The 12,835-nt window shown below is 78.0% G+C and carries 13 protein-coding genes; 5 read left to right on the forward strand and 8 right to left on the reverse strand.

The features are described from left to right. Positions 1-391: 391 nt before the first annotated feature. Entirely contained in the window at positions 392-1,408 is a 1,017-nt protein-coding gene (locus ACI79F_RS17220) for a cupin domain-containing protein (protein ID WP_456544809.1), read from the forward strand. Between the two features lie 19 nt (positions 1,409-1,427). After that, positions 1,428-2,429, forward strand: a complete 1,002-nt coding sequence (locus ACI79F_RS17225) for a sucrase ferredoxin (RefSeq protein ID WP_456544810.1) — start codon at positions 1,428-1,430, stop codon at positions 2,427-2,429. Here the strand turns inward: ACI79F_RS17225 and ACI79F_RS17230 are convergent. From ACI79F_RS17230 to ACI79F_RS17250, 5 genes are all read right to left on the reverse strand, one after another. Further along, entirely contained in the window at positions 2,426-2,896 is a 471-nt protein-coding gene (locus tag ACI79F_RS17230; protein WP_456544811.1) for a YdeI/OmpD-associated family protein, read from the reverse strand. The two genes, ACI79F_RS17225 and ACI79F_RS17230, sit on opposite strands and share 4 nt — an antisense overlap. Before the next feature lie 67 nt (positions 2,897-2,963). Continuing rightward, a complete protein-coding gene (locus ACI79F_RS17235; protein WP_456544812.1) occupies positions 2,964-4,139 on the reverse strand; it encodes an alkaline phosphatase family protein in 1,176 nt (391 codons plus the stop codon). Beyond that, positions 4,136-4,888 carry a class I SAM-dependent methyltransferase gene (locus ACI79F_RS17240; RefSeq protein ID WP_456544813.1) on the reverse strand — a complete coding sequence of 251 codons (753 nt, stop codon included), beginning with the start codon at positions 4,886-4,888 and terminating at the stop codon, positions 4,136-4,138. The genes ACI79F_RS17235 and ACI79F_RS17240 overlap by 4 nt, the downstream gene beginning before the upstream one ends. 41 nt (positions 4,889-4,929) lie before the next feature. Further along, entirely contained in the window at positions 4,930-5,412 is a 483-nt protein-coding gene (locus ACI79F_RS17245) for a VOC family protein (protein ID WP_456544814.1), read from the reverse strand. Positions 5,413-5,474: 62 nt separating this feature from the next. Further along, the gene (locus tag ACI79F_RS17250) at positions 5,475-6,080 is read right to left on the reverse strand and encodes a GDSL-type esterase/lipase family protein (protein ID WP_456544815.1); all 606 of its coding nucleotides are present in this window, start codon (positions 6,078-6,080) and stop codon (positions 5,475-5,477) included. A gap of 49 nt (positions 6,081-6,129) precedes the next feature. On the opposite strand from ACI79F_RS17250, the gene ACI79F_RS17255 reads away from it, so the two are divergent. Continuing rightward, positions 6,130-6,555 (forward strand): hypothetical protein, encoded by a 426-nt coding sequence (locus tag ACI79F_RS17255; protein WP_456544816.1) that lies wholly within the window; start codon positions 6,130-6,132, stop codon positions 6,553-6,555. Next, positions 6,548-7,060: a MarR family winged helix-turn-helix transcriptional regulator gene (locus ACI79F_RS17260; RefSeq protein WP_456544817.1), complete on the forward strand. Its 513-nt coding sequence runs from the start codon at positions 6,548-6,550 to the stop codon at positions 7,058-7,060. Before ACI79F_RS17255 ends, ACI79F_RS17260 begins: the two co-directional genes overlap by 8 nt. A 21-nt stretch (positions 7,061-7,081) precedes the next feature. Here the strand turns inward: ACI79F_RS17260 and ACI79F_RS17265 are convergent, their stop codons facing one another. The 3 genes from ACI79F_RS17265 to ACI79F_RS17275 all read right to left on the reverse strand — a co-directional run bounded on the left by ACI79F_RS17265 (position 7,082) and on the right by ACI79F_RS17275 (position 11,851). Then, entirely contained in the window at positions 7,082-10,933 is a 3,852-nt protein-coding gene (locus ACI79F_RS17265; RefSeq protein WP_456544818.1) for a DNA polymerase III subunit alpha, read from the reverse strand. A 73-nt stretch (positions 10,934-11,006) separates the two neighbouring features. After that, positions 11,007-11,531 (reverse strand): SAV_6107 family HEPN domain-containing protein, encoded by a 525-nt coding sequence (locus tag ACI79F_RS17270; RefSeq protein ID WP_456544819.1) that lies wholly within the window; start codon positions 11,529-11,531, stop codon positions 11,007-11,009. Continuing rightward, positions 11,531-11,851, reverse strand: coding sequence for a DUF6504 family protein (locus tag ACI79F_RS17275; protein WP_456544820.1), 321 nt, complete (start codon positions 11,849-11,851; stop codon positions 11,531-11,533). The genes ACI79F_RS17270 and ACI79F_RS17275 overlap by 1 nt, the downstream gene beginning before the upstream one ends. Positions 11,852-12,143: 292 nt before the next feature. On the opposite strand from ACI79F_RS17275, the gene ACI79F_RS17280 reads away from it, so the two are divergent. Continuing rightward, positions 12,144-12,782, forward strand: a complete 639-nt coding sequence (locus ACI79F_RS17280; protein WP_456544821.1) for a maleylpyruvate isomerase family mycothiol-dependent enzyme — start codon at positions 12,144-12,146, stop codon at positions 12,780-12,782. Positions 12,783-12,835: the final 53 nt, after the last annotated feature.

The following is a 12,835-nucleotide window of genomic DNA, read 5'->3' on the forward strand; positions in this document are numbered from 1 at the left end:
CGCGTGGTGCGGCATCGCGCGCGCCTGCGGGCGCAGCACCGAGTGGTAGACGACCCGGCCGACGCCGGCCCGCCGGGGGGGGGGGGGGCGCGCCCGCCCCCCCCCCCCCCCCCCCCTGCGCCGGTGCACCGCCCTCGACCCGCGGGTCTTCGCCGAGGAGCACTGGGCCCGCCGGCCGCTGCTGACCCGTGCCGCCGACCGCGGTGCTGACACGCCCCGGGACTTCTCCGACCTGCTCGACCTCGCCGCCGTCGACGAGCTGCTGTCCCGCCGTGGGCTGCGCACCCCGTTCCTGCGGATCGCCAAGGACGGCGCGGTCGTCGACGCCAAGCGGTTCACCGGCCCCGGCGGCGCCGGCGCCGAGGTCGCCGACCAGGTCTCCTCCGACTCGGTGCTCCGGCTGTTCGCCGAGGGCAGCACCGTCGTCCTGCAGGGGCTGCACCGGCTGTGGCCGCCGCTGATCGAGTTCGCCGACCAGCTGGCCGCGGACCTCGGCCACCCCACGCAGGTCAACGCCTACGTGACCCCGCCGTCGTCGCAGGGGTTCTCCGCGCACTACGACGTCCACGACGTGTTCGTGCTGCAGGTCGCCGGCGCGAAGCACTGGCGCATCCACCCGCCGGTGCACCCCGATCCGCTGCGCAGCCAGCCCTGGGAGCAGCGCCGCGAGCAGGTCGCCGCCGCGGCCCTGGGCGAGCCGGTGATCGACGCGGTGCTGCGCCCCGGCGACGTCCTCTACCTGCCACGCGGCTACCTGCACGCGGCGACGGCGCTGGGCGAGACGAGCGCCCACCTGACCGTCGGCGTGCACTCCGTGACCCGCTGGGCGGCGGCCGAGGCGGCGCTCGACGTCGTCCGCGAGCTGGCCGCCGGGGACCGGGAGCTGCGCCGGTCGCTCCCGCTGGGTCTCGACCTGGCCGACCCCGCCGCCTCGGCCGGCGACGTGGCCGCCGTCCTCGCCGGGCTGCGCGACTGGCTGGACCGGGTCGACCCGGCGGAGATCGCCGACCGGGTGCGCGACCGCACCTGGGCGCAGGTGCGCCCCGAGCCGGTCGCCCCGCTGGCGCAGGCCACCGCCGCCGCCGCGCTCACGCCGGACACCGTGCTGAGCCTCCGCCGCCGGCTGCGCTGCCAGCTGCGCGAGCCGGCCGACGGCCGCGTCGTGCTCGTCACCGGCCGCCGCCGGCACGACCTGCCCGCGTCGACGGCCCCCGCGCTGGCCGCTCTGCTCGCGACGGGTGAGCTGAAGGTCGCCGACCTGCCCGGCCTCGATCCGGCCGACCAGCTGACGCTGGCGCGGCGGCTGGTGACCGAGTCGGTCGTCGTCGTCCCGGACGCGGTGCTCCCCTCCGCCGGGAGCGCAGGGCACGATGGGGCCCGTGACGGCGCGCTCGGGACGGGACGGTGACCCGGGCACTCCCCCGGACGTGACCGCGCCGACGACCGGGACCGCGCCCCCGGATGCCGCGCGGCCGCCGGCGAACCGGCCGGCGGGGAAGCTGGGCGACGAGCGCTGCTCGGTGCGGGCGCTGCAGCGCGGCGACTCCCCCACCGCCACCGCGGCCCCGGCCCAGCGCTGGGTCCTGATCGAGCAGCCCGGCCCGTGGGGCCGCGACGCGCTGACGCAGTCGCGCATCGACCCGCGGGCGGCCGCCCGGCTGGCGCAGCGGGCGCGGGCGGAGGGCGTGCGGCTGCTGCTCATCCGGCGGCCGGACGCGCGCGCCGGCGAGTCGGGCCGGCGCTGGGCCTACGTGGACGGCCGGCCCGGGCGGCAGGGCGCCTGGTGGTCGGTGCGCGGGTCCGACGCCGAGGTCGCCGACGCGCCGTGGGACGGCAGCGTCGGCGAGCCCCGCGAGGAGCTGACCTACCTGGTGTGCAGCCACGGCGGGCACGACGCCTGCTGCGCGCTGCGCGGCCGGCCGGTGGCCCGCGGGCTGCTCGCCGCCGGCGCGGACGTGTGGGAGTGCAGCCACCTCGGCGGGGACCGGTTCGCCGCGAACGTCGTCGTCCTGCCGCTGGGCGTCTACTACGGGCGGGTCCCCGGCGACGGCACCGAGCTGCTGGCCGCGCACGAGAAGGAGCAGGTGGCCCTGCCGTTCCTGCGCGGGCGCGCGGGGCTGCCGCCGGCCGTGCAGGCCGCCCAGCACCACGCCCGCACCGAGCTCGGCCTGCTCGGCGTCGAGGACCTGCCGGCCCGGCGGGCGACCCGGCTGACCCCGGCGGGCGACCCGGTGGAGCGGTGGGAGGTCACGCTGGCCGGCGTGGACGGCGACGTCGTCGTCCTGCTGGAGTGCCGCCCCACCGAGCAGGCGTTCCGGCTGACCTGCTCGGCGTCGCACGACGCGCACGCGCGGGTGTGGGAGGTGCTGTCCACGGCGGTCACCGCCGGCGGCCGGACGGCGACGTCCACGGAGCGCCGCCGCCTCTAGCGCTGCCTGCCCTCCCGGAACAGCGCGACGGCCTTCTCGACGCGCCGCTGCCGGGTCTCCGGCGTCCGGGCGCCGGTGACGTTGTCGCAGTGGTGGCGCTGCAGGCTGTTGGACAGCGTGGCGAAGAACGCGCCGGCGGTCTCGTCCGCGGCCAGCGCGGCGGCCAGGTCGTCGGGGACGACGACCTCGCGCGGGGTGTCGGCGACGGTCAGCGTGACCCGCACCGGGTCACCGGCGCCGAGCCCGGTGGCGGCCCGGACGGCGGCGCTGACGCTGACCATGCAGACGCCGCCCATGACGCCGACGGTGGTGCGGTACTCGTGGCCGTCCAGGTCCACCAGCACCGGCGGCCGCCTGCCGGCGCCCAGCTCGGCGACGAGCTCGTCGGGCACCTCGATGCCGGTGTTGGTGCCGCGCGCGGCCACGGTGGTGTCGAACGTGACGCTCCTGGGCGCGGTCGTCGTCATAGGTCGCTCCTCGTCGGTCCCTCGGGTCTCCCTCCCCCGGACCGGCGCCGGACGGGGAACTCATCGGTCAGGCCAGCGTGCGCCCCCGGGCCAGCAGCAGCGGGATCGCCAGCTCCACGCCGGTGAGGGAGCCGTGGTAGGCCTGCAGCCGGCTGGGCCCGGGCTCGCGCTGCGTCGCGGTCAGCGCCCAACTGCCCCGGGCGAGCGCGACGACGTCGCCGACCCGCTCGGCCACGGCGGGGTCGACCGGGCCGAACAGGCCCGTGGCGAACGCCTCCTCGCGGCCGGCCACCCAGGCGCGGTGCCCGAGGACGGCGCGCCAGCGCTGCACCAGGTCCTCGGCGGCGCCGGGCACGGCGTGCACGTAGCGGGCCCGGGGCTCGCCGGCCAGCAGCCGGACGCCGTCGAACAGGTCGGGCTCGTCGTCCAGGTCGAGCCGGGTGTGCGCGGGGACGTCGATCATCCCGTGGTCGGCGGTCACCAGCAGGGCGGCGTCGTCGGGCAGCCCGGCGAGGACCTGCTCGACCATCCGGTCGACCAGGGCGAGCTGCGCCCGCCACGCCGGCGAGTCCACCCCGCGGACGTGCCCGGTGAGGTCGAGCTCGGGGGTGTAGCCGTAGGCGAGGGTCCGCGGCCCGGCGGTCAGCGCCTGCAGCAGGCCGGCGACCAGGTCCCCGGCGCCGACGGTGCCGCTGTAGGCCGAGCCCCGGTAGGCCGCGTCGGACAGGCCGGACCCGCGGTAGGCGTAGGGCGCGACCGAGGCGACCGCGACGCCGGCGTCGGCGGCCTGCTCGAAGACGGTGCGCCGCGACTGCCAGGCGCGCGGGTCGGGGTCGTCGGCCCACTGGGTGTGGTTGAGCGTGCGCTCCTCACCGGGGACGGCGGTGACGAACCCGAGCACCCCGTGGCTGCCCGGCGGCAGGCCGGTGCCCAGCGTGGTGAGGCTGACCGGCGTGGTGCTGGGGCACGGCGCGGTGAGGTCGCCGACCGGGGCGGCCAGCGCGGCGAGGGTCGGGGCGAGGTCGGCGTGCTGCCGGACGAGGTCGGCGCCGAGCCCGTCGACGAGGAGGACGGCGACCCGGCGGGCACCGGCCAGCGCGCCGGTCAGGCCCAGCGGGTCGGCGGGCAGGTCGCCGCGGGACACGGGGACGCCGAGGGCCGCGGCGACGCCGGGCAGGACGTCGGCGAGGGTGGCGCGGCCGTAGTCCGGGGCGGCGAGGTCCGCGGGGAGCGGGGTGGTCACGGGCGGGTGGCGAGGACGTGCAGCCCCGCGGCGGCGTCCCGGAACGGCGACAGGACCGCCAGGCGCAGCTCGAGCCGGCGCACGGCCTCGGGGTCGGCGTCGGAGGCGGCGTCGAGCAGGTCGGCGACGACGGACACCCCGCGCCACTCCCCCGGCTCCAGACCGGCGTCGCGGACGAGCGCGAGCAGGTCCTCGGGGCCGAACCGGCGGGCGGCCGGCCGGGTGCGCGCCGGCGCGGGGTCGCGGCCGTCGAGCAGGGCGAGGGCCTCCTTCGGGTGGCCGCCCAGGGCGCGGGCGAGGACGGCGCCGGCCCGGTTGGCGGTGGCCACGCTGACCGTGCCGCCGGGCCGGACCGCGCGGGCGACCTCGCCGAGGGTGACCGCGGGGTCGTCGACGACCTCGAGGACGGCGTGGCACAGCGCCAGGTCGTAGCCGCCGTCGCCGCCGTCGGCCAGGGGCAGCTCGTGCAGCCGGTCGCCGTCGCCCTGCACGGCCCGGACCGAGCTGCCCACGCCGGCGGTGTCGGCGCGCCGGCGCAGGGTGGCCAGCGCGTCGGCGCTGGGGTCGACGACGGTCACGTCGTGGCCCAGCCGCGCCAGCGGGACGGCGAGGGTGCCGCTGCCGCCGCCGACGTCGAGCACCCGCAGCGACGTGCCGGCCGCGACGACCGGGTCCAGCGCCGCCCACACGGCGGCGGTGCGGGCGGGCAGCTGCTCCGCGGCGGGCGAGGCGGAGGCGGAGGGCGGCACCCGTCGGAGCCTAGTGCCGCCCCGCGCCCGCGGCCCCGCCGTCAGGCCGGGACGGCGTCGGCGGCGCGCTCGAGGTCGGCGACGACCAGCTTGCGCATGGTCAACATGGCCTGGATCGCGCGCTGCCGGCGGTCGGGGTCGGGGTCGGCCTGCAGCTCCATCATGCGGATCGGCACCACCTGCCAGGAGACGCCGAAGCGGTCCTTGAGCCAGCCGCACTGGCTCTCCTCGCCGCCGTCGGTGAGCCGGTCCCAGTAGTGGTCGACCTCGGCCTGGTCGGCGCACATGATCTGGAAGGAGATGGCCTCGCTGAACGCCCAGTCCTGCTTGCCGCCGTTGAGGCCGATGTACTCGGTGTCGCCGAGGCGGAAGCTCACGGTCAGCGCCTGCCCCTCCCGCTGCGGGTCCTCGGGGCCGTAGGCGACGGTCCCGAGCAGCTCGGAGTCGGGCCACACGGAGGTGTAGAAGCGGGCCGCCTCCTCCGCCTCGGTGTCGAACCACAGGCAGATCACGGTCTTCGGCATGACGGTCGTCCCTTCGTCGGCGGTGTCCCCGTCGAGAGGGGGACGGCCCGGGTGCGGCGAACTCATCGGTCGCCGGCCAGCCACGCCGTCCACGCCGGCCGCACCAGCCCGGCCAGCAGGGCGTAGCCGGCCGCGCCCGGGTGGGCGCCGTCGCCGGCGGCGACCTCGGCCCGCCAGGTGGGGTCGGCGGCCAGCGCCCGGACGACGGGGACGTAGGGCACCCCGTGGCCGGCGCAGACGGTGGCGAAGCGCTCGTCGAGGGCCGCGGTGCGCTCGACGTGGTCGTCGTCGGCGACGGCCGGCGGGCCCACGACGAGCACCGGCCAGCCCGCGGTCGCGGCGCCGGTGAGGATCTCGCCGAGCGCGGCGACGGACCGGGCGGGGTCGAGCCGCGGGGCGCCGTCCTCGAGCGCCGTGTCGTTGACGCCGGTCGAGAGCACCACCCGCGACTCCCAGGGGCCGGCGAGCCGGGGCAGGCACTCGACCGCCCAGCGGGCGGCGACCTCGGCGCTGGTCTGCCGCCGCACGCCGAGGACGTAGCGGGTCAGCGGCAGGCCCGCGCGCTCCGTGGCGGCGGCGAGCCGGCCGGTCCAGCCGAGGTGCTCGGGGTCGCCGACGCCGGCGGTGAAGGAGTCGCCCACGAAGCAGACGCGCAGGTCCCGGGTCACCACCCCATCCTGCCGCTGGCCCGATGTGCGATCCGCATACGTTGGGGTCGTGGAGGCGATGCGGGCAGCGGTGCGCCGGTGGCACGCGGCGGTCGGGTCCGGCGACCCGGGCGCGGCGGTCACGGCGGTCACCGACCCGGTGGTGGTCAGCGGGCCGCGGGGGGCGGGCCGCGTCGCGGCGGCGGAGTTCGTCGGCTGGATCGAGCGGTCCGGCGTGCGCCTGGAGCCCCGGGCGGAGCACGCGGTCGGCGAGCGGGTGGCCGTGGTCGAGCAGCACGCCACCTGGCCCGAGGACCCGGGCGGGGCCGACGTCGCGACGTGCTTCGTCACGGCGGGCGACCGGGTCTGCGCGGCGCTGCGGTACCCCTCCGCGGAGGAGGCGCTGCGGGTGGCCGGCGCGCTGGCGGAGGTGCTGGCGCTGGACCCGGCGGTGCTGGTGGCGGCGCCCGGGGACGGGGCGGGCGCACGTGGCTGAGGCGGCTCCGCCCGGCCCGGGGCAGACGCTGTTCCGGTTCGTCCGCTACTGGTCCCGGCGCTGGACGGCGACCGACGGCGGGGACGGCGCGGACGCCGGGCGCGGCGGAGGCGGCGGGGACGGCGGGGACGCCGGGCGCGGCGCGGGCGCCGGCGGGGAGCCGAGCCGGGAGCGGGGCCGGGACGTGATGGTCGTCGAGGCCGTCTCCGCCCGGGCTCCGGCCCCGGCGTCCGTGCGGGACGTCGCCGAGCAGCTCGGGCTCGACCACTCGGGCGCCAGCCGGCTGGTGGCCGGCGCGGTCGACCGCGGTCTGCTGGCCGCGGCGGCGGACCCCGGCGACCGGCGGCGGCGCCGGGTGCTGGTCACCCCTGCGGGCGCCCGGCTGCTCGCGGACGCCCACCGCTGGCAGGAGGAGGTCTTCGGCCGGCTCACGGCGGACTGGAGCAGCGACGAGGTCGCGCAGTTCCACCGGCTGATGTCCCGGCTGATCGGCGGGCCGGGCTGACCGCCCGCGCACCCCGCCTCCTCAGTGGCCGGAGCTGCCGGGGCTGGAGTGCCAGAGCTTGCGCGGCGGGGCGGCCCCGCGCGTGGCGGCCGCCCGCCGCGCCGCCGTCCCGGCGTCCTCCCCCGCGGGCTTGATGTCGGCGTAGGGCGACATCCGGAAGCCGGTCGGGTGGACCAGCACCGGCTTGACCACCACCGGCCGGGAGCCGTGGGAGGCCGCGGCGCCGGCGATCGCCTGCTCGGTGTAGTTCCCCGGGGCGGCCATCTGCTCGGCGACCATCGGGAGCCCGCCGGTCTCCCAGGCCTCGTACAGGGCCGGCAGCTCCCAGGCGCCGGTGGCCCGGATCGACACCCCGCGGGGGCCGGTGCGCCGCAGCACCCCGCGGATCACCAGCAGCCACGAGTGGAAGACCGTCGCCGCGTAGGGCCCCTGCACGTCCTCGAAGAAGGTCGAGTCGGTGCACCCGGTGCCGTCGTCCAGGGTCACGAACACGACCCGGCGCCCGGAGCGGATCGGCGGGGTCTGGGTGGCCACCTTCACCCCGGCCACGAGCACCTCCGCCCCGCTGCGGCACCCCAGCAGGTCCCCGGCCGGCACCGCACCGATCGAGGCGAGGAAGCGGCGGTAGAAGTCGACGACGTGCCGGCTGGCGTCCAGCCCGAGCACCTCGAGCTCGGCGCGGACCAGCTCGGCGTCGGTGAACTCCGGCAGCCCGCTGCCGGCCGCCCAGCCGAGCACGGTCTCCTCCGGCCCCTCCTGCGCCTCCTCCTCCGGCAGCTCCAGGCCGAGCAGGTCGAGGCTCAGCTGGCCGACCGAGCCGGCCCGGGCGCCGCTGCGGCTCCACCGGTCCAGCTCGCTGATCTGCAGCAGCAGGTCGCGCCGGGTGACCGCCGACCGGCTGCGGGTGGGCCGGCCGGCCTCCCGGTCGCGGACCCCGAAGCCGTAGAGGGAGTCGAACCCGCCCGCCAGCACCAGCCGCTCGACGACCGGCCGGGACACCGACGCCCGCTGCCAGAAGTCGTTCAGCGAGCGGTAGGGCTGGCCGGCGACGACCCGGGCGACCTCGTCCTCGGAGATGCCCTTGACGTCGGCCAGGGAGAGCCGGATGCCGTGCCGGGAGGTGTCGGGCAGCGACGCGGGCATCCACTCCGGCCGCCGCCACGCCCCGGCGCCGCCTCCCTCCCCGAGGCCCGCCCCGTCGGCGTCGTCCCCACCGGTCTCCTCCGGCTCGAGGCGCTCCACCCGGTAGGTGGCCCCGGAGGCGTTGACGTCCAGGCCCAGCACCCGGACGCCGAAGTTGCGGGCGTCGTCGAGGATCAGCCGCTTCGGGTACATCCCCGGGTCGTGGGTGAGCACCCCGGCGAGGAAGGCCGCGGTGTGGTGGGTCTTCAGCCAGGCGGACTGGTAGGTGGGCAGCGCGAACGCCGCGGCGTGGGCCTTGCAGAAGCCGAACGAGCCGAAGGCGACCAGCACCTCCCACACCTTCTCGACCACCTCGACCGGGTAGCGCTCCAGCGCCCGGGGCTTGAACCAGGTGCGCACCTCGTCGTGCAGGTCGCGGTCGCCCAGCGCCCGGCGCGCCTCGTCGGCCTGGGCGAGGTCGCAGCCGGTCATCTGCGCCACGATCTGCAGCACCTGCTCGTGGAAGACCACGACCCCGGCGGTCTGCTCGAGGAACGGGGCGAGGTCGGGGTGCGGGTAGACCGGCTCCCGCCAGCCGTTCCGGGCCATGAGGAACGGCGTCACCATGTCGCTCTTCACCGGCCCGGGCCGGAACAGCGAGATGTCGGTGACGATGTCCTCGAACGTCTCGGGCCCGAACTTGCCGACCAGCTCGCGCTGGCCGGGCGACTCGATCTGGAACATGCCGAGCGTGCGGGTGCTGCGGATCAGCTCGAAGGTCGCCGGGTCGTCGCGCGGGATCGCGTCGATGTCGACGGTCTCCCCCTCGACGCGGGCCACCTCGTCGAGGGCGTGCGCGATGGCCGACTGCATCCGGATGCCCAGCAGGTCGAGCTTGAGCAGCCCGAGCTCCTCGACGTCGTCCTTGTCGAACTGGCTCATCGGGTAGCCGAGGTAGCTGTTCTCCACCGGGGTGCGGTCGAGCAGCGTGGCGTCGGACAGCAGCACCCCGCACGGGTGCAGGGCGATGTGCCGGGGCAGCCCGTCGAGCCGGGCGACGAGGTCGAACAGCAGGTCGAGGTCCCCCGAGCCACCCGCCCGCTTCGACCCCAGCCGGCTGGCGCGCAGCTCCGGGAGGTCCTTGAGCGCGGCGTGCACCTGGTTGGCCCGGATGTGCGGGAAGGCCTTGGCGACGGCGTCGACCTCGGCCGGCGGCAGGCCGAGGGCCGCGCCGACGTCGCGGATGGCGTGCCGCACCCGGTAGGTGTCCATCATCGAGATGCAGCTGACCCGCTCGGCGCCGAAGCGGTCGAGGACGGCGTCGTAGACCTCCATCCGGCGCGCGGACTCCACGTCGATGTCGATGTCGGGCAGCTGGTGGCGCAGCGGCGAGAGGAACCGCTCCATCAGCAGGCCGTAGCGCAGCGGGTCGACGTCGGAGATGCCGAGCAGGTAGGTGACCAGGCTGCCCGCGCCGGACCCGCGCGCCGCCGCACGGACCCTCAAGCTCGTGATGAGGTCGACCACGTCGGCGACGGTGAGGAAGTAGGACGGGTAGCCCAGCTGCTCGATGACGGCGAGCTCCTCCTCCAGCCGCCGCCGCACCGTGCCGGTCGGCGCCATGCCCCGCCGGCCCAGCCCCGCCTCGCAGCGGGCGCGCAGCACCTGCGCCGGGTCCATGCCCGCCTCGGCGGGGGTGGTGACGACGTCGAGCTCGGGGTAGCGCACCGTGCCGATGCCGAGGTCCTCCTTGACGTCGACGACGCACTGCTCGGCCAGCCGGGCGGTGCGCTCGAGCAGCCGCAGCGCCGCGTCCCGGTCCGGGCCGACGAGGTCCTCGGCGACCTCGGCCATCTCCTTGCCGGACTTCAGGTAGCCCTCGGCGGTGCGCCGGTCGACGTGCCGCTGGTCGAGGGCGACCAGCCGGCGGGAGGCGTCGAGCACGTCGGCGGTGGGGGCGTCCAGGGCGTCGACGTACCGGACGGCGTTGGTGAGCACCACCGGCATCCCGGTCTCGTCGGCGAACCGCAGCATCGCCTGCGCCCGCGACCGGTCGCCCCGGCCGCGGTGGTGCACGACCTCCAGGGCCAGCTGCCCGGGGCCGAACACCGCCCGCCAGGCCGACAGGCGGGCCGCGGCGACGTCGGCCCGGCCGGCGGCCAGCGCCCGGCCGACCGGGGAGTCCGGCCCCAGCAGGGCGACCAGCCCGCGCGGGTGCTCGGCGGCCAGCGCCAGCGAGCCGACCGGCTCGCCGCGCGTGCCGCGCAGGTGGGTGGCGCTGGTCAGCCGGCACAGCGACCGCCAGCCCTCGCCGTTGCGGGCCAGGAAGGTGACCCGCGGCAGCCGGGGGTCGACGCTGGCCCCGCCGCGCGCCGGGGAGCGGCGGGCCCGCCCCGGCCCACCCTCACCCTCGACCGGACCGTCGGGGTCGGGCGCGGGGGGACGGCGGGAGCGGTGCCGCGCCCCCGCCACCCCCGAGGGCCCCGAGCCGAGGGCGTGCGCCAGCGCCGGCGGGACGCTGCTGTCGACCGCGGGGGTGACCGCCAGGTCGACCCCGAACAGCGGACGGACGTCGGCCGCCCGGCAGGCCAGTGCGAACTTCACCGCGCCGTAGAGGCCGTCGCGGTCGGTCAGCGCCAGCGCCCGCATGCCGTGCTCGGCGGCGCGGGTGACCAGGTCGCCCGGGTGGTTGGCCCCGTAGCGCATGGAGTAGCCCGAGGCGACGTGCAGGTGGACGAAGGGGTCGGTCACGCCGCGTCCCCGCCGGCGCTCGCCCGCCGCGTTCCCGGCGGTGCTGTGTCTCCGGGTGAGCTCGCGAGCCCGCTCACCTCCGGGTGCGGGTGGTGCCGCGCGACGAGGTGCCGCGGTGGGCGGTGCCGCCGACCACCCGCGGGCGCGGGGCCGGCTCCGGCAGCTGCGTCAGGGCGGTCTCGACCACGCCGAGGAACGCCTCGACGTCGCGGACCAGGTCGTCCGCCTCGCGCTCGGTGACCGCATGGGACAGCCCCGCCTCGGCCGCGGCCCGCTTGGCGGCGCCGGCGGCGAAGAAGGTGGCCCACTCGCCCAGCTCGGGGCAGACCTCGCCCAGCAGCGCCCAGGCGCTGCGCGGGCGGCGGCGGCCGGACTCCGGGCGGGTGCGGGCGGCCAGCACGGCCGCGGCGGCCCGCAGCGCGGCCAGGTGCGCGGTGGCGTACCGCTCCCGGGCGTCGGTGGCGGCGGCGGCCTCGGCCAGCCCGCGGCCGGCCTGGCCGAGCAGCCCGGCCGCGGCGGCCGGCACCGGCGGGGGCAGCGGCAGCTGCTCGGCGGACCGGTCGTAGCGGTCGTAGGACATGGCTCGCAGCGCGCCCATCAGTCGTGCACCCGCACGAGCGACCAGCGGTTCTCCGCGGCGTCCCAGGACAGGTCGTAGACGCCGGCGAAGCTCATCCGGGACCGGCCGGCCCGCACCGCCTCCAGCCGCCACACCTCCCGGGTGGCGACGAGGTCCCCCGAGGCTCCCCCTCCGGCTGCGCGGTGCCACCAGGCCGGGGTCTCCACCCACGTGTCCAGCAGCTCCCCGACGACGTAGCGGGACTGGCCGCGCCAGAACTGCACCGGGCCGAGCGGGCCGCGCTCGACCTGGACCTCCTCGCCGACCCGACCGCCGACCCCGTTCAGCACCCGGCTCATCTCAGACTCCCCACCGCTCGCCGCCCCGCGCGCCGGCCCGGACCGTGCCCACGGGCGGGGAAGACCCGGCGGGCACGGGGAGCGACGCCGTTCGAACGCGTGTTCGAACACATCGAGTACACCCGACCCCCGCGCCGCCGTCAAGCCGGCACCGGCGTCGGCGCGCCGCCGTCCTCCCCCGCCCTCCACGACCGCACGCTACGAGCGGGGTACGACGGCCCCGCAGCTCGGACGGCCGGTCCCGGACCGGGGGGGCGACCGGACGTCGCCCCCTCCTGCCACGATCGCCGGCGTGGACGAGACGACCGCCTGGACGACGATCGCCGAGGAGCGGCGCGCCCTCGCCGACCTGCTGGAGACCCTCACCCCCGAGCAGTGGGCGGCGCCGAGCCTCTGCCGCGGCTGGACCGTCCGGCACGTGGCCGGCCACGTCATGGTCGGGCCCACCGGCTCCGTCCCCCGGTTCCTCCGCGCGATGGTGCGCGCCCGCGGCTCCTTCGACCGGGCCAACCACCTCATGGCCGATGAGCGGGCCCGGCTGCCGACCGCCGCCCTCGTCGCCGACCTGCGCGCGCACGCGGGGAACCGCTTCACCCCGCCCGGCGCGGACTGGCACGCCCCGCTGACCGACCTGCTCGTCCACCGGCTCGACATCACCGTGCCGCTCGGTCTGGCGCACGGCCGGCCGCTCGCCCCGTGGGCCGACGCCCTCGACCTGGTCGTCAGCCGGCGCGCCGTCCCGGGCTTCCTGCCCCGCGGGCTGCCCGACCTGACCTACGTCGCGACCGACCTCGGCGACAGCCGCGGCAGCGGGCCGCGGGTCGAGGCGCCGGTCGAGGCCCTGGCGCTGGCGATCACCCGCCGCCCGGTGCGCCTGGACGACCTGGCCGGCCCCGGCGCGGCGGCGCTGCGGGCCTGGGCGCGGGGCTGACCGGCGGCGTCGCCCGGGCGGCCGAGGTCGCGCGGCGGGTGGGAGGATCGCCG

Source organism: Blastococcus sp. SYSU D00868 (genome assembly GCF_054050575.1).